The 17,923-nt window shown below is 35.5% G+C and carries 14 protein-coding genes; 9 read left to right on the forward strand and 5 right to left on the reverse strand.

The window, feature by feature from the left end:
• Positions 1-504: 504 nt before the first annotated feature.
• From HHU12_RS23350 to HHU12_RS23375, 6 genes are all read left to right on the forward strand, one after another.
• Entirely contained in the window at positions 505-1,413 is a 909-nt protein-coding gene (locus tag HHU12_RS23350) for an Rpn family recombination-promoting nuclease/putative transposase (RefSeq protein ID WP_169659158.1), read from the forward strand.
• 140 nt (positions 1,414-1,553) lie between these two features.
• Positions 1,554-2,360: a tRNA 2-thiocytidine(32) synthetase TtcA gene (ttcA, locus tag HHU12_RS23355; RefSeq protein ID WP_062617997.1), complete on the forward strand. Its 807-nt coding sequence runs from the start codon at positions 1,554-1,556 to the stop codon at positions 2,358-2,360.
• Positions 2,361-2,662: 302 nt separating this feature from the next.
• Positions 2,663-3,343 (forward strand): Crp/Fnr family transcriptional regulator, encoded by a 681-nt coding sequence (locus HHU12_RS23360; RefSeq protein WP_169659159.1) that lies wholly within the window; start codon positions 2,663-2,665, stop codon positions 3,341-3,343.
• A gap of 330 nt (positions 3,344-3,673) precedes the next feature.
• Positions 3,674-8,107: a glutamate synthase large subunit gene (gene gltB, locus HHU12_RS23365; protein ID WP_169659160.1), complete on the forward strand. Its 4,434-nt coding sequence runs from the start codon at positions 3,674-3,676 to the stop codon at positions 8,105-8,107.
• A 180-nt stretch (positions 8,108-8,287) separates the two neighbouring features.
• Positions 8,288-9,706, forward strand: coding sequence for a glutamate synthase subunit beta (locus HHU12_RS23370; RefSeq protein ID WP_169659161.1), 1,419 nt, complete (start codon positions 8,288-8,290; stop codon positions 9,704-9,706).
• Positions 9,707-9,997: 291 nt separating this feature from the next.
• Positions 9,998-10,870, forward strand: a complete 873-nt coding sequence (locus HHU12_RS23375) for an Rpn family recombination-promoting nuclease/putative transposase (RefSeq protein ID WP_169659162.1) — start codon at positions 9,998-10,000, stop codon at positions 10,868-10,870.
• A 26-nt stretch (positions 10,871-10,896) separates the two neighbouring features.
• Here HHU12_RS23375 and HHU12_RS23380 read toward each other — a convergent pair whose 3' ends face one another.
• From HHU12_RS23380 to HHU12_RS23390, 3 genes are all read right to left on the reverse strand, one after another.
• A complete protein-coding gene (locus HHU12_RS23380) occupies positions 10,897-11,379 on the reverse strand; it encodes a DUF1877 family protein (RefSeq protein ID WP_169659163.1) in 483 nt (160 codons plus the stop codon).
• Positions 11,380-12,068: 689 nt separating this feature from the next.
• A complete protein-coding gene (locus HHU12_RS23385) occupies positions 12,069-12,620 on the reverse strand; it encodes an outer membrane beta-barrel protein (protein WP_169659164.1) in 552 nt (183 codons plus the stop codon).
• Between the two features lie 113 nt (positions 12,621-12,733).
• Positions 12,734-13,360: a hypothetical protein gene (locus tag HHU12_RS23390; RefSeq protein WP_169659165.1), complete on the reverse strand. Its 627-nt coding sequence runs from the start codon at positions 13,358-13,360 to the stop codon at positions 12,734-12,736.
• Between the two features lie 325 nt (positions 13,361-13,685).
• Between HHU12_RS23390 and HHU12_RS23395 the strand changes: the two genes are divergently transcribed.
• Together HHU12_RS23395 and HHU12_RS23400 are read left to right on the forward strand one after the other, a co-directional pair.
• Positions 13,686-14,132, forward strand: a complete 447-nt coding sequence (locus tag HHU12_RS23395) for a very short patch repair endonuclease (protein ID WP_169659166.1) — start codon at positions 13,686-13,688, stop codon at positions 14,130-14,132.
• 8 nt (positions 14,133-14,140) lie between these two features.
• Positions 14,141-14,863, forward strand: coding sequence for a hypothetical protein (locus HHU12_RS23400; RefSeq protein WP_169659167.1), 723 nt, complete (start codon positions 14,141-14,143; stop codon positions 14,861-14,863).
• Positions 14,864-14,923: 60 nt separating this feature from the next.
• On the opposite strand, the gene HHU12_RS23405 is transcribed toward HHU12_RS23400, so the two are convergent.
• The gene (locus HHU12_RS23405; protein ID WP_169659168.1) at positions 14,924-16,060 is read right to left on the reverse strand and encodes an HNH endonuclease domain-containing protein; all 1,137 of its coding nucleotides are present in this window, start codon (positions 16,058-16,060) and stop codon (positions 14,924-14,926) included.
• A gap of 1 nt (position 16,061) precedes the next feature.
• Here HHU12_RS23405 and HHU12_RS23410 point away from each other — a divergent pair, with 1 nt between their 5' ends.
• On the forward strand, positions 16,062-16,688 hold the full coding sequence (locus tag HHU12_RS23410; protein WP_169659169.1) for a class I SAM-dependent methyltransferase: 627 nt from the start codon (positions 16,062-16,064) through the stop codon (positions 16,686-16,688).
• Positions 16,689-16,707: 19 nt separating this feature from the next.
• Here the strand turns inward: HHU12_RS23410 and HHU12_RS23415 are convergent, their stop codons facing one another.
• Positions 16,708-17,868, reverse strand: coding sequence for a hypothetical protein (locus tag HHU12_RS23415; protein ID WP_169659170.1), 1,161 nt, complete (start codon positions 17,866-17,868; stop codon positions 16,708-16,710).
• Positions 17,869-17,923: the final 55 nt, after the last annotated feature.

A 17,923-nucleotide genomic window follows, 5' to 3' on the forward strand; every position in this document is an offset into this window, starting at 1 on the left:
GTCCACTAAACTGCAACTAGAACCTTAATTTTCCATTCTTCATTAGAAAGTTCGTTTATTCTTGTATTGGTACTTCAATATTAAATAACCTATTAGTTAGTAATGAGGAGTAAAGGCAGCATTTCGCTGCCTTTATTTTTTGTAAGCAATAGAATAAAAAAATGATTCGTAGACCCATAATTGAAATAATAGGCTTTTGGGAGGATTTTTCCCACTGTTCCAAGTGTTAAGCACTAGTGTCACTCGGAACTAGTCAATTGAATAAGTTTTCAACTTATAACTAGAAACCAAAAGAAGAGTAGGTAAAGGTTCGTTATTCAGAACTTGTCAATTGTTGAAATTACCAACTTAAAACAAACTTTACATTCAATCAAGCAGGTTTATAAGAAAAATCACTTTCCTTTTTTCGAGTAAATATTATTTTCTTGACAAGAAATAGAAGTATTTTTATGCTTAACTTTGCGTTTGGAAATACAATCATTTCCTCAAAAAAGATGAGCTATTATGAAGAATGATTTAATACGTTTTGATTGGGCGATGAAACGCCTTTTAAGAAATAAGGCAGATCATATAGTTTTAGAAGGTTTTCTTTCTGAATTAATGCAGGAAGACATCACTATTGATAGTATTTTGGAGAGTGAAGGAAACCAAGAAACGGCTTCAGATAAATTCAATCGAGTCGATATTTTAGTGAAAAACCAAAAAGGAGAATACGTTATTATTGAGGTTCAAAACCAATTGGAATACAATTATTTCCAACGTATGCTTTATGGTACATCGAAAGTCCTCACCGAATACATATCTGTTGGCGAACCCTATCATCATGTCAAGAAAATTTATTCTGTCAATATTGTATATTTTGATTTAGGGCAAGGTGCTGATTATATCTATCATGGCAAAACCAATTTTAAAGGTATTCATCAGAATGACGGTTTAGAATTATCAGGCAAACAGAAAGTCTTTTTAGGAGAAGATAAGACACCATCAGATTTATTTCCAGAATACTATATTATCAAAGTCAATCAATTTGATGATATAGCCAGAAATACCCTTGATGAGTGGATATACTACTTTAAAAACAACGAAATTAAAGATAATTTTAAAGCGAAGGGACTAGAACAAGCCAAAGAAATTTTGAAAGTAGATAAGATGTCAAAATCTGAGCAAGTGAGTTACAAAAAACACATTGTCAACCTTATGGAAGAAGCAAGCCGAGAGCGAACTTTAGAGATGGAAGCGATTTTGAAAGAAAGAGAAATTGGGGAGAAAAAAGGCAAGGAAATAGGGAAGGAAGAAGGAAAAAAAGAGCAGGCTATTGAAACCGCTAAAAATTTGATCCAGATGGGCTTGTCCTTAGAGCAAGTAGTCAAAGCTACAGGATTATCTATCCTTGAAGTTGAGAAATTGAAATAAAATCAATTTCTTCTCTAAATTAATTCTATTTTCTTATTCCCTCTAAATTCAATAATCCTTAATTCCCTCCAAATAATTTCCCAATTCTTCACCTCATTCCTAACCAAACCATTAACTTTGCCAAAATTTCAAGATTTAAAATGACAGCAGAATTTACTCCTGAGCAAGTGAAACTTCAAAAACGCTTGCATAGAAATGTTTGGAAAGCTATTGATGATTATAAATTGATAGAAGACGGTGATAAAGTGATGGTTTGCTTATCGGGTGGAAAAGATAGTTATACTATGTTGGATATTCTGATGCATATTCAAAGTACAAAAAAGTATGACTTTGAGATTATCGCTGTTAATTTAGATCAGAAGCAACCTGGGTTTCCAGAGCATATTTTACCGGAATACTTAGAGAAGGTAGGGGTTAATTATAAAATTCTGAATAAAGATACTTACTCCATCGTAACTGAGAAGTTGGGTGAAGGGAAGACGATGTGTAGTTTATGTTCACGCCTAAGAAGAGGTACATTATATACAGCTGCGGAAGAATTAGGAGTTACAAAGATTGCATTAGGGCATCACCGAGATGATATTGTAGAAACATTTTTGCTAAATATGTTTTTCAGTGGAAAGCTGGAAGCAATGCCGCCTATTTATAAGACAGATGATCAAAAGCATGTTGTCATCCGTCCATTGGCGTATTGTAAAGAATCTGATATTGAAGTTTTCTCAGAATTAAGAGAATACCCTATTATACCTTGTAACTTATGTGGTTCACAGCCCAAGTTGCAAAGGAAGATGGTCAAAAGTATGCTGAGGGAGTGGGAAGAGAATTACCCAGATAGAACAGAGATTATTTTTAACTCTATTAAAAATGTCTCACCATCCCATCTGATGGATAAAGAACTTTACGATTATGAGCTCTTTAAGATGATAGAGCCACCAATCAAATCATAGATCATAAAAAGGTAGTCAGTTATATTTGAAACGGCTACCTTTTTTTGTACTTTATTATAAAGAGAAAGTAATCACAAGTAATAAGAGTAGTCTTTTATATTGTAAGTTTTTACTTATTATTACGACTAATAAAAACGATTACTTAAGTACTTAGTACATAGAAATAAAAAATGAGCTTCTTTATTAAAGGTAAGAGTGAAGGTGGTATGTGTTGTGGATCAAGAACCATAACAAAAACCATTTTTCTTAAATCTTACTTGAAAAAAGTCTCATTACTTATCTGAATTCAATCAATTAACAATATGCAAGAATTTTGGGAAATGCATAATTTTGATCTCTATTCAATCTTATGCCCAACTAAAATAGACAACTATTTTAAGAAAAACGGTTTACTCTTTAAAAAAGGCGATATTATATATTTTCCAGAGGATGAAGAACAGAAACTATTTCTAGTGAGCAGAGGGAAGGTGAAGCTTTGTAAATACAATGCCGATGGAGAAGAAATGGTGAAGATGATTTTATCTAAGGGGGAAATCTTTGGGGAGAAAGTATTATTAGGACAAGATAAAAGAGAAGAATATGCCATAGCAGAAGGAAATGATACTGCTTTATGTCTGTTGTCAATAGATAAAATGCAAAACCTAATGCGAAAAAATGAACGCTTTGGACTCTATATCTATAAGCTGATTGGCCTTAGAGTAAAGAAGATTGAAAGACGTTTGGAGATTCTTGTTTGCAAAGATGCGGAGTTACGATTATTGGAATTTGTGAAAGATCTTTTTGAAGGTAACTTTAAAGATGAACAAACAGTAAAGCATCATTATTCTCAAAATGATATAGCTAAACTAATAGGCACTTCAAGAGAAACGGTATCAAAATCTATGAGCAAATATAAAAAAATGAATATACTGGATTATACCCGATCTACTATTACGCTTTTAGATAAGGATAATTATGTTGCATTGTTAGAAGAAGAGGGGTAATTAATAAAGTTAATATTTGAAAATATAGCGTAAAAAGTACAATTTTTTATTCATAGCGTTTGCTGTTATATATATAACGCCAATACGTTCTTTTGTGAAAGAATAATCAATTAATGATAAATTTTCATAGAAAAGCCACTTTTTTTGATGAATTAATAAAATATACTCTTATATTTGAAAGTGTTGTGAACGGAAAACTTTGATACGATTGTCGGAATTACTTGAATGTATCAATACTGTTAGTCTTGATATATTGCAATATTTTATTCTACAGCTAACAAACCGACTATCAAAGACCAACAATTATCGAAAATCGGAAGACGCTTTATTATGGAACACAGATTAACCGCCTTTAAGGACAATTGTGGTTTTGGTATGATTGCCAACTACAAAGGGAATCCTTCGAGGCAAATGACTTTAGACGCTATTGAAGCTTTGTCACGTATGATTCACCGTGGTGCGATTGCAGCAGATGGTGTGAGTGGTGACGGTAGTGGATTCTTATTTTCAATGCCTGATCGCTTCATGCGTAAAGAAGCAGAATTAAACGGTATTGATCTACCGCAACGTTATGCAGTGGCAATGATGTTCCTTACGGAACCTGAAAAGCAAAAGGAAGTATTTGCAGAATACTGTGAAAGAAACGATTTAAAAGTACTATTCTTTAGAAAGGTACCTTTAAATACAGAGGTTTTAGGAAAGCAAGCATTTGAACTATTACCGGAGATTGTTCAAGCATTTGTAGTACCAAATGCATTGATGTCTACCAAAAGATTCTCAGCGCTTTTATATCTAACAAGAAAAGAAGTAGAGCACGCTTTAAAATTGGATGAAGGATTCTATATCCCTTCTTTCTCAGAAAAAGTGATCTCTTACAAAGGTTTGGTAATGCCGACGCATATTAAAGAACTTTTCGAAGACTTAGGTCAAGAAGAATTCGAAGTGTCGTTTGCAGTATTCCACCAACGTTTCTCTACAAACACATTACCTCAATGGAGATTGGCACAGCCATTCAGATGCCTTGCGCACAATGGTGAGATTAACTCCATCCAAGCCAACCGCTTCAACTTCTCTATTAAGCAAGAAGTATTGAAGTCTGAGGTATTTACAGAAGAAGAATTAGACAGAATTTTCCCTATCCTAGTACCAGGTGGTTCAGATAGTGCATCTTTAGATAATGCATTTGAATTCCTTGTTACTTCAGGAATGGACTTTTTCCAAGCGGCTCGTTCATTAGTGCCTGCACCTTGGCAAAACGTTCCAAACTTGGATGCTAAATTAAGATCATTCTACGAGTATGCGGCAAGCAACTTCGAAGCATGGGATGGTCCAGCGGCCTTGAACCTTTGTGATGGTCGTCACTTAGCATGTATTTTGGATAGAAATGGTCTTAGACCAGCAAAATATATTGTGACTAATGACGATAGAATTGTTATCAGTTCTGAGTACGGTGTAATCGATTTAGAGGAGCCTAACATTAAAGAACAAGGTAAACTTCAGTCAGGTCAAATGATTGGTATTGACTTACGTTATGGAACTATCTTAAAGCATGACGAAATCAATACTTACTTGAAAGAAGCTCGCCCTTGGGGTAAGTGGATTCACGAAAACAGTGCTTATCTAATGGAGCACGTTGACAAGAACTTCTTGTCAATGGAAGACTACAGATATGATGACATTGTAGACAAGCAAAGATACCACAACTACACAAATGAGGTATTAGAGCAAGTGATTCGTCCAATGATTGAAACTGGTAAAGAAGATACTGGTTCAATGGGTGATGATACGCCACTAGCTTGTTTCAGTAAAGTACAAAGAAACTTCACGGATTACTTCCGTCAAAAATTTGCCCAAGTAACGAACCCACCGATTGACCCACTTCGTGAGAAGATGGTAATGTCAACTTCAGTTACTTTCGGTAGAAATAATAACGTATTGATTGATGGACCGATGAACGCTCATCGTTTGAAGTCAATGTCTCCAATCTTAAGTTACGAACACTTCGACGTATTAAGAAGATTCGGTACTGAAGGAGATTCATTGTATGACTATCAATACAACTCAAAATCATTCAGCACGGCATTCACTTCTGACTTAGAAGCTTCATTACACCGTTTAGGTGAAGAAATTGAAGTAGCAGTTAGAGACGAGGATGTTGCGAATGTAATGTTAGATGATCGTTCTTTATCTAAAGAACAATTCTTAATCCCTATGCCAATGGCAGTAGGTTATGTAAGTAATTACTTAGCGAAAAAAGGATTAAGATCTAAAGTGTCTATCATCGCAATTACAGGTGAAGCACATGATTCACACTCTTGTGCAGTATTACTTGCAATGGGTGCTACAGGTATTTATCCTTACTTATTATTTGGTACTGCTCTTCAAATTGCAGAAAACATTGGTGCTAACTCTTACATGTCACGTAAGAAAGCATTGATCAAAGTGCAAAAAGCCTTAAACGCTGGTTTATTGAAGATCATGTCTAAAATGGGTATTGCAACTATTGAGTCTTACCAAAACTCATCGTTATTCGATTCAATTGGTTTAAGTAACGCAATCGTTGAGCAATGTTTCGTTAGATCTGAAGCGTTGATCCCAGGTTTAGATTTTGCAGATATCGAAGAAAGAATCAAGTCTTACCATAAGGCGGCTTTCAAAACAAGATATATCAAGAAGATGTATCCGTTGGAAGTGGGGTCATTCTACAAGTATGCTGAAAATGGTGAATACCATGACTTTGCTCCAACAGTAGCAAAATCAATCCGTAAGTTTGCTGTAACAGGTAGAGAAGAGGATTACAACGATCTGAAGAATCAAATCAACAATAGAGGTTTACGTATGATTCGTGACTTCTTTGAATTCAAATCAGATCGTCAACCAATAGATATCTCTGAAGTAGAGCCAATCGAGGCAATTACAAAGAGATTTACTTCTGCTGCGATGTCATTAGGTTCAATTTCACCTGAGGCACACGAAGCATTAGCACAAGCAATGAACCAAATCGGTGGTCAATCTAACTCTGGTGAGGGTGGTGAAGATCCAGCTCGTTTTGGTACAATCAAAAACTCTAAGATCAAGCAAGTCGCTTCTGGTCGTTTTGGTGTAACTCCACACTACTTAAGAAATGCTGAAGAAATTCAGATCAAAGTAGCACAAGGAGCGAAGCCAGGTGAGGGTGGACAGTTGCCAGGTTCTAAAGTTACTCCATTGATTGCATCACTAAGATGTACAATTCCAGGTGTGACATTGATCTCGCCTCCTCCACACCACGATATCTACTCAATTGAGGATTTAGCACAGCTAATCTTCGACTTAAAGCAAGTGAACCCTAAAGCACGTATTTGTGTGAAATTGGTATCAACTGCCGGTGTAGGTACGATTGCAGTAGGTGTTGCTAAAGCATATGCAGATAAGATCATTATCTCAGGTGCTGACGGTGGTACTGGTGCAGCGCAATTAGGTTCAATCAAATTCGCAGGTAACCCTTGGGAACTTGGTTTAGCTGAGGCACACAATGCATTGAAAGTAAACGGTCTTCGTGACTTTGTAGAAGTACAAACAGATGGTGGTTTGAAAACAGGTCTTGACCTTGTAAAAGGTGCAATGATCGGTGCAGAAAGCTTTGCATTTGGTACTTCATTATTAACGACGATCGGTTGTAAAATCTTAAGAGTTTGTCACTTGAACAAATGTTCTGTGGGTATCGCAACTCAATCTGAGCAATTGAGAGCTTACTACATGGGTACTGTTAAAGGTGTGGTTTCATACCTACAAGCAATGGCTCAGGAAGTAAGAGAGATCTTAGCAGAATTAGGATATAAATCAATGGATGAAATCATCGGTCAAACTCACTTATTAAAAGTGGTTGAAGATGAGTTCGCTCAGAAGTTCGACTTCAAAGATGTTCTTTACTATGCAGAAGGTAAAAACATCAGAGAAAAAGCTTCTAACGATCCATTTGATCCAAACGAATTCGAGCAAAACATTCTAGAGGAATTAATGCCAGTCATTAAAGGACCTCATTATAGAACTGTCTTGAACAAAGAGATTGTGAACACTAACCGTAGTTTCGGTGCTAGAATTTCTGGTCAGATTGCGGAATTCCACGGTAAGAAAGGTTTACCAAAAGAATTGATCACAATCAACTTAAAAGGTACTGCAGGACAATCATTTGGTTGTTTATTGAGTCATGGTATGTTGCTTTCATTAAGAGGTACAGGTAATGACTATGTAGGTAAAGGTATGAGTGGAGGACAAATCATCATCACACCAAGAGATGGTGAGTCTGAAGGTCGCTCATTAGCAGGTAACACTTGTTTATATGGTGCAACAGGTGGTAAGTTGTTCGTAAGAGGTAAAGTTGGTGAAAGATTCGCCGTAAGAAACTCTGGAGCCCTTGCTGTTGTTGAAGGTACAGGTGATCACCCATGTGAATACATGACAGGTGGTACTGTAGTTATCCTTGGTGAAACAGGTAACAACTTCGGTGCTGGTATGACAGGTGGTGTCGCGTTTGTTTATGACAAGACGAACCGCTTTATCGACAAGATGAACCAAGAGTTGATCAAAGCTACTCGTATCGATACGGATGAGGGAGACGAAGGACGTTTCTACTTACAGCGTATCTTACGTAGCTACTTGTTCCGTACAGGTTCTACGAAAGCAAAACATATCCTAGATCACTTCCGTGAAGAAGTACGTTACTTCTACATGGTGACTTCAAAAGATATGAAATCTCCATTGAACCCAATGGAGGGCAACTAAGAGCAAGGCTGAACGTAGTCGGACGTTTTATGTTTCTATTTTGACCTTTCGATCAATTTCAGATTGAATTAAAATAAAAACAATTACTTAGAATCATCCGTTTACTTTTTGCCTAGTACTTAAATGATTTGGTGGTCTGAAAAGGCCACCACATTCTGATACCTTTTAAAAGAAAACGATATGTACGAATTCACTAAAATAGAAAGAATTACACCTACACTTCGTCCTGCAGATGAAAGAGTAGGGAACTTTAATGAAATCAGTGAGGTGTACTCTACATCTGAAACTGCTTCACAAGCAAGTAGATGTGTGCAATGTGGTAACCCATATTGTTCATCAGTAGGTTGCCCTCTAAGTAACTATATTCCTCAATGGCTTCGTTTTATTGCTGAGAAAGACTTAGAACAAGCTTTCAAAATTTCAAACGAAAGTTCACCGTTCCCAGAGATCTTAGGTCGTATCTGTCCTCAAGACCGTTTGTGTGAAGGTGCTTGTACTTTGAATGACGGTAACGAAGAAGAGACAATTGGAGCAATCACAATTGGTTCTATTGAGGTGGCAATCTCTGAGAAAGGATTCAAAAAAGGATTCAAGCCCGAGTTTGCTGAGAAAATGACAGGTAAGAAAGTAGCTATCGTAGGATCAGGTCCTGCAGGTCTTTCTTGTGCAACATTCTTGTTAAGAGCAGGAGTGAAGCCAGTTGTTTTTGATAAAGCGGATAGAGCAGGTGGTTTATTGACGTATGGTATCCCAGGTTTCAAACTAGAGAAAGCAGCAGTTGAGCGTAGAGTTGAATTGTTACAAGAAGCTGGTATGGAATTGAAATTGGGTGTGGACATCGGAAATGATGTAACATTAGAGCAATTAAACCAAGACTACGATGCGGTATTCTTAGGAATCGGAGCAATGGCAGGTCGTCAATTAGACGATGAGGCTTACAACTCTGACAACATTTATATGGCAGTACCTTTCTTGACTAACATCCAAAAGAAAATCGATGAGCAACAATTCGATAAGAAATACGATGTAACTGGAAAGCGTGTAGTAGTAATCGGTGGTGGTGATACAGCAATGGACTGTGTACGTTCATCAATCCGTGAAAAAGCTGCGAAGGTAACATGTTTCTATCGTCGTGACGAAGAAAACATGCCAGGTAGCCGTAAAGAAGTAAGAGCCGCAAAAGACGAAGGTGTAGAATTCAATTTCTTAAAATCACCTAAGAATTTTGTAGCAGATGATAAAGGAAATGTTTACGGAGCGAAATTCGTAGACATGGAGCTTTCTGAGCCAGATGCATCGGGCCGTCAAGCTGTGACTGAAGTTGCAGGTTCAGAAGCAATTGTTGAAGCTGACGTGTTTATTTTAGCATTAGGTTTCAGCAATGAAAAACTAGGATGGATCACTGACGCAGGTGTGAAGACGAACCAATGGGGTGCGATTGAAACAGATGCGAAAGGCGAAACATCTGTGCCAGGTGTATTTGCAGGTGGAGACTCTGTTCGTGGTGCTGACCTTGTGGTTACTGCAGCATTGGACGGTAGAGAGGCTGCCATGTCAATCTTAGAATCGATTTTCGAGAAAGAGCCGGCTACAGTATAGTTCCTATACAAGTTGGTTCTATATACTCCCACTGAGAAAAGCGTCTCTCAGTGGGTTTTTTTATGCCTAAATGCTGAATAAGTACCAAGACAAAATTATTTAATACTAATTCTTATTATTATTTTGCGATTACTTCTTTCAAAAAACTTTAAATAGAACCATTATTTATACGTTTTTTAGCATCGTACTCACAAAAAATAATTAAGAAATAATTATCAATTATTTTTGGCTTAGTACTTATGAAAAAATAGGTGCTTAATTTTACCTCACGGAAATAAATAAAATAATTCAATGGGAAACAGAAACTTAATTCGATTTGATTGGGCTATGAAACGCCTTTTAAGAAATAAAGCAGATTATTCTGTTTTAGAAGGTTTTTTATCTGAACTCATGAAAGAGGATATTAAGATTGAAAGTATCTTGGAAAGTGAGAGTAATCAGCAAATTGAAATTGATAAATACAATCGAGTTGATATTCTGGTGAAAAATGAGAATGGAGAATTGGTAATTATAGAGGTCCAAAACCAATTAGAACATGATTATTTCCAAAGGATGATCTACGGTACATCAAAGGCCGTAACAGAGTATATAACAGTAGGAGATTCTTACAAACAAGTTAAGAAAGTATATTCTGTAAATATCGTTTATTTTGACTTAGGTCAGGGAGAGGATTATGTATATCACGGTAGGACTCATTTTGAAGGTATTCATCAAAAAGATGTTTTAGAATTATCAGCAAAACAAAAAATGCTATTAGGTGGAAAAACAACTCCTTCAGATTTATTTCCTGAATATTATGTTGTGAAAGTAAATCAATTTGATGACATCGCTAGAGATACATTGGATGAATGGATTTATTATTTTAAGAACAATGAAATTAAAGAGGATTTTAAGGCTAAAGGATTACTACAAGCAAAAGAAATATTGAGAGTAGACAACCTTTCAGCAGATGAACAGGCAAAATATAAAATCCACTTGAAGAATCTTAGAGACGAAGCAAGCCGACTTTTTACATTAAAAGCAGAGGCAGAATTTAAGGTAAGGGAAGATGAAGCAAGAAAAAAAGCATTAGAAATCGCCATAGAATCTAAAAAAGAAGGAATATCTCTAACCACCATTTCTAAGATTACAGGTATTCCTGTAGAGGACTTGGAGAAGTTATAAATTCTTTCTTCCCCTAAGCTAAACGATTAGAAAGTAACCACAATCACTGACTCTGATTTTTCAGAAGCAGATTTATAGAAATTGATCAGCCAATTGAGATTATTTTTTAAACTATTAATAACGCTCTCATTTTCCCAAAGGTCAGTCGGATAGACATTATTGCTTTTTAACTCCTGAAGTGTGACTTGATTTTTTAATTTCTCAATATCAAGTTGTTTCAAATAATTATAAGCTAGCTTTACTTCATTAGAGTGAGAATAACTCATATCTATAAACCCTAAATCAGGATCGATCTTTAAATTATTGTGTCCAAGCAGACCATAAAGTGGGAGAATTTCATCATTAAGACAAGAACGTAGATCTTTTTTAAATACAAAAAATATAACCCCTTGCCATAAGGTGTCCAAAGAAAGATCATTATAGTCGCTCATGTGATCTCTTAAGAGCTGAGGATCTTTGATGATTTGAGATAGTTCTTCTTCTTTAACATTATAAAGAACGGTGTTCATGCTCATAGTTTGCAGTTATTTATGTTTGCTAAAATTGATACTAAGAATGAAAAAAAATGGATCGTATTATGGTCCATAAAGTGGTTTTGAAAAAATGGTCCTTTATAGCATTTTAATTCAACGCCAAGTCAATATACGTTCAAATTTTGGTAGAATATCCTTTATGACGGATGCCATTGTAGGGATGTTGCATTGCAACGTCCACTGCACCACAACAAGAACCATTTTTCTTCACTCTTAATTCTTACCAAAAGAAGAATTCTCTTCTTCCTGCTAGTACTTAAATATAGGGTTAAATATTCACTTTTTCATATATCCTCTTCACCTAAGATTATATAATTGGAACTGGTATTTCGTAGACCCATAATTGAAATTATGGGCTTTTGGGAAGGTAATTCATTTATCAACTTTTGATTAAAATATTTTACTTACCCACATATTAATGGATGACAAACCTGTAAATCTTTGAGACACACTAAGTTTATAATGAAAGTTGAAAAATGTGGAGTGTTTTATTGTCCGTAAAATGGTTTTTATGATGGTTCAGTGAACGTCGCTATGAAACAATCCCTACAGCCTACGTTCAAATTTAGGTAGAATATCCTTTTTGATGGATACTGTGTAGGGATGTTGCATCGCAACGTCCACTGAACCACAACAAGAATCATTTTCTTCCCTCTTAAAGTCGCCTAATTCTTTCCTCCACCAAAATGAATTGCAGTACCTAAACTCAAGGTAGAGATATTATTACTTCCTTGAAGATTTAATGATTCCCATTCCATTCTGATTTCAAAAGTATCACCCAAGAGAACACCAGCGCCAAGGCCCCACATAAATGAAGTATCTTTCTGCATGCTACTTACCTCAGGGTATCTGTTGTCATATTGCCCAAAAAAGGCACCTGCTTTAGCAAAACCGAAAACTGGTCCAATATGAATTGTACCTTTAGCCGCTACATCCCAACCCGTAATCGATGTTTCGTAAGACACATCATTTGCTACTGTCGAAGCCGTACCTACGCTTCTGTAACCACCTTCAACGCCAAGGAACTTATTACCTAAACCACCATAGATTTTCCAGCTTCCAGTATTATCATCCACTTTGAAACTATTGCCATTAATATCGTTTAAGCTTTGGTTGATAAAAGAGTTACCGCCAGATGCACCCACATAAAATTGAGCTTGTGCATTAACAGTGAAAAATAATAATGTACCTAGTAAAAATAATAAATGCTTTTTCATGAACTTATATGATTTAAATTGAAATTATAACCTCTTTAACGGGGGGAGAGAGAGGTGTTTTATATAAATTTCAACTGTAAATCATTAAAATTCGACTATTGTTATTTAAGAGCTTAAGAAGAAATAGTATCAGCCAAACTACCCTGAGCTACCAATTTTATCTCCTCGATTTTACGAAGAAGTAATTGCTGTTTGTCACTAATCACTAAAAAGAGTCCCTGAGCCTTATCCTTCAAATGTAGAAGTAGTTTTTGCTTTTCCTTTAAATCATCAATAACCCGTTGTATCTGCTCAAGAGCATCGTCGTCAATATTAATTTCCCTCACCTGATCCTTAATAAAGTTATTTTTACGAAGAGTAGTATACATACTTTCAATCTCTTTCAAAAGGTCATCATGAGAAGAAGACATTTCCTTATTCAACCTTAATTTTCTCGTAAGTAGCCCATCATTCTCATAAAATGAAGTAAGCGATTCCCGATGTATATTATAATAATTAATGAGCTGACACCTTCTTACTTTCGTTAATTCCTCTAACCTTTTCAGTTCCTCCCGAACAGCACTAAATTGATTATACAGACTTTCTGTTTCAGAAGAAATCAACAACCCCTCTTCAATTTGAGATTTATGATAACCGTTCAACTCCAGCAACTGACGAATTTTTGGTGTATTTAAAGCATTAGAAAAAGTAGTATGAGCACGTTCCAGAATTTCTTTCTCATTTTTTTTAGCAATAGACATGATTTAGTGGTTTTACGTTTTGCTTACGCACTACAATTCATCATTGACATTTAATTCAACTACAATAAATAACTGATTTTTTAATAGGGGATATGAATAATATTTGTTGCATCAAGTATGAATCTAGAGCAGTGAGAATAAGCTTAGTTTTTGAATAAATTAACCACACTGATGATAGTCAGTGTATTGTAAGGTTAGGTGTTTTTTTGGAGAATGTCAAATTAAAAATGGATTTTGTATATTTTAGAAGTGAAATTATTTTGAGTAACTGTAATAAGAGAATGAATTTCAAATAGTATTCTTTCTTGCAAAATGAAATATAAACATGGACACCCTCAACGAATCCCAACGCTCCTACAACATGTCTCAAATTAAATCCAAGGACACCAAACCCGAGATGATTTTGAGAAAGTTTTTACATGCGGAAGGGATTCGTTTTCGGTTACATGGAAAAAGCAAAGGGGAGAAGTTACCGGGAACTCCTGATATTGTACTTCCAAAGTATAAAACCGTGATCAATGTAAATGGATGTTTTTGGCATGGGCACCAAGGTTGCAAGTACTTTCGATTACCCAAAAGTAGGGTAGATTATTGGGAATGGAAGATCAGTAGAAATAGAGCAAACGATATTTTGAATAAGCACAAGCTGACAGAAATGGGGTGGAATGTGATAACGGTTTGGGAATGTGAAATTAAAGAGAAAAGAAGAGAAACTTTTCACAATTTATTATTACTTTTAGCCAATATTAAAACTAAAGCAAAACAAACTTAATTCAAGAAATGAACTACTTAGATCAATTATTCAAAGCAACTGTAAACTCTATTTCATCGACTTCAACTATACCTTTTGTCAATCCAACAGAAATCTACAATGAGGGATGGATGACACGGTTTTTAGTTCATTATTCTCTCCAACAAAAAATAAAAATAGGGAGTTTGATAGATTTTGGTAAAATCAAAAATGCCACCTCAGAAGGATTGATATCTAGTCCTTTTGTAAAGGCAGAAATTAATCGTGAGGGGTATACACATGCTGATATGGCACTTGGTGATTTTAGTGTAAATTATGAAGAAAGAGGAGAAATAACAGTGGAGAAAAATGCTTCAATTTTTGGAATTATAGAAGCCAAAATGAAAAGTAATTTGAGTAAAGGAACAACTCATGCTCCTGATTATAATCAAGCAAGCAGAAATATTGTATGCATTGCTCATAATACACCAAGGGAAGACTGTGATACTTTCTTCATTGTAGTGGCTCCTGAAAAGATGATTAAGCATCATCAGACTAAAGAGCAGCTCAAAGCCTCAGTTGTCAATAGTCAAATAGAAAATAGGTTCGAAATATCAGAGTTAGATGTTGATGAGCAAATTATGCAAAGCGTTTCAAGATGTAAAACTGCAGTTTTATCTTATGAGGAATGGATTGAATACTTCAAGGATAAAGATCTGAAAGATGAGTTAGGAGCTTTTTATAAAGAGTGCTTAAAATGGAATCGTGTGTAGTAATCAACCTACATATACAATGCTTGTAAAAGTTTTTTGCTATTGAAAGCAATTTAAAAACTACCATTCCTCCATTCCCAACTCATCAATCAAATACTCCACTTTTTCAATCAACTTCTCAAAGATTTTCTCATAAGAGAAGTCGTGCTTTGGAATGTTCAAGGTAAGAGCGACTTCTCTTTCAAATTGGTCTTTGTATTCAGAGTGAGTTTGTTGCCAGATATTGATTAGTTCTTTTTTTCGAGAACGGAGTAATTTTACAGAAGGTATTTTAGCTCTTTTGTTATTATTGACATCTTTTTGAGAAGGGATAAGATTCCAGATATCGTTATTTTTCCAAAATGACCAAGGGATGATATGGTCGGTTTCAAAATTTTCTTTTAATGGTTTAAGCGTCCATAAACAGAAAAGCTCTCCTTTACTTTGGACTTTTTCATAATAACTTCTAGGGGGATCAACACTTCTGATATTATTGGAATGATAGAGCAACTCAACAATTTCATTTTTCTCGAAAGGAAGTGATTTATTTTTCTTGAAATTTAGTGTTAAGTCTGCCCAGTTATTGATAATGGAATTTTCTCCAATAAGGAATGAACCGAAAAGTTCTAAGCCATGTCTTACATGTGCCCTAAAAGAGATAAAGCCTAAATGCTCATGAATGTCATTTCTATATATTTTATGACTAACATCTAATTTTTTTAGAGAAGGAAGTTCCTCTCTTTTCTGATAAAATTGATACTCACTTTTGAAATACTGATTCAATGTATATCTCATAGGGTTTTTGTAAATACATTGAGCTATTTCATGTATGCAATTTTGATATTTTTCTCTTCTATTGGGGTTAGGAAAACCTTTTTTTATGTCCCTCAGAATACTTTTTTCTATGTCTAACAATTCCCCTTTATAACATTGTTGTAACTCTTTTAGATGTTGGTAAAAAACGATGGGTCTTCCAGAGTTTTGATGTACTTCATGATAGACAAAAGGTAAATAATAGAATAACCATTTTTCAGCAAGGGGACCTAATGGAATAAAACAGTAATCTTCTTCTTCGTAGACTAATGCTTGATTTTCAGTGAGTATTTCAATTATTCCTCTGAGTAAAGCTAATTTGTAAGACGAAGATTTACTATCTTTCTGAAGAATATGGCTTATCAATTGGAAAGCCTCATTACTATTACTACTCAAACGGTTCATTATGCTAAAAAATACAACAGTTAAACATCACCCCGAACTTACTGCAATTCATCGTAAAAGCATATCATTTCCCTCACGTTTTTTACACGAAAAGAAATTTCTGAAAGGAGAGGTTCTTGATTTTGGCTCCGGACATGGGAAAGATACAGAAGCTTTAGCTTTACTAGGAGTGGAAATAGAGCAGTATGATAAGTTTTATGCTCCCGTTTTTCCTAATAAAAAGTACGATACTATTATTTGTCATTATGTGTTGAATGTCGTGGAAAAAGAAGAGCAGACAAGGGTACTTGCAGAGGTTTCTTATTTATTAAAACCCGGAGGGAAAGCTTATTTTACGGTACGACGAGATTTGAACAAAGAGGGAATTAGGATTCATGCTATACATAAATTGCCTACTTATCAGTGTAATGTAAAACTGCCATTTCGTTCGCTTCTGATCACAAAGCATTGTGAGGTTTATGAGTATCAAAAGCCCATGGAAGAGGATTTATTGATGGAGACCGTCAGTATAAAAGTATATGCTCGTAAATACGGAATAGAATTGATGGAGAAGAAGAAATACAATCATAAGTTTGAACAGGCAAAAATGATTATAAAAGACTTACTGAAGTCAGGAAAATATCAATAAAATAACTCTCTCTTTCTCTCTAAAAATAAAACCCAAAGTTAATATTAAATCTCAAGTGCCAGTCTGCGTCTTTCACACCATAAGCCAGAGCAGTATTAAAGTTGGGATCAAGCCAAGGTTGATTTTTACCAAAGGCGGCATCTACATAAATATACATCAGTCCTGCAGACACTAAACAGCCTGTTACGTTTTGGTAGGAATCATAGAAAGAGGCTTCGACTTTGTCGACCATCCCGAAGTCATTGTAAAACTCCAATGAGGAAATCGGTCCCCATTCTACGGGTTGAGTGAAACTAACGCCTAGTGTATAGGTAGAAGCTTCAGCGGCAACAAGGTAAGGAGCACCGTAAGCGGTTAGTGCTACTACATCTGTTCTTTCTCCATCGGGAGCATTAGGTGATTTTTTGTAGTGGGATGCTTGTGCTTTGAGGTTCCATTTTTTATAGTTGAACTCATAGTGAAGGGCTAGTGCATAATGTGTTCCTGTCTTTTTGGTGTCTAGGTTATAAAGTCCCCCAAACAAACCAGAAAGTCCTAACTCATGCGTAAAATCATCACTGCCTAATTTACGGAGTATTTTTGCGTTCAATTGGTTGACCTCTTTGTTTCTGTATTGTAACTGACCGTCTCCATTTTCATCCATTGATGCCACATCGTAGGCATAACGGCTATTGGAAAGGTCTGAGTTTCCTCCGAAATCAAGTTCTTCTGCATTTTTGAAGAAGGCAAGGTTATAAGTCCACTTATCGTCGTCATGGGTGAATTTCAGCCCCATATCATGATCGTCCTCTAGTCCAACGTAATAATTGATGCTGAAAAACCAGTTGTGAGAGTTATAGGTCGTAATGCCGAAAGGGACTTGAGTGAGGCCAAGTTGAATCTGATTTTTATCAGAGAAGTCATAGTCAAACCAGCCTTGTTTTAAGAAGATACCTCCAAAGGATTGGGAATAGAGGCGTACTTCAGCATTTAGACCAATGCCTTTGAAAGAAGCGGTGGGCTTGATGGCAAACATATCATAACCAAATTCACCTCCTGTGTTTTGATGGGTTTCTTTCCAAGAAGAATTATTATAGTTGAAACGGAGTGCACCTCCCACGTTTATTTCCGGTTTATCTTGTGCATTGATAGAGATAGAAATAGAGAAAAGTAATATAATGAAAGAGTAGAGAGATTTCATCTGAAATGATATTTTGAATGAAGAGTTAAGAATTAAGAATGTAGAATGAAGAAAT

It is taken from the genome of Flammeovirga aprica JL-4, assembly GCF_012844305.1.
In the GTDB taxonomy this organism is placed as follows: domain Bacteria; phylum Bacteroidota; class Bacteroidia; order Cytophagales; family Flammeovirgaceae; genus Flammeovirga; species Flammeovirga aprica.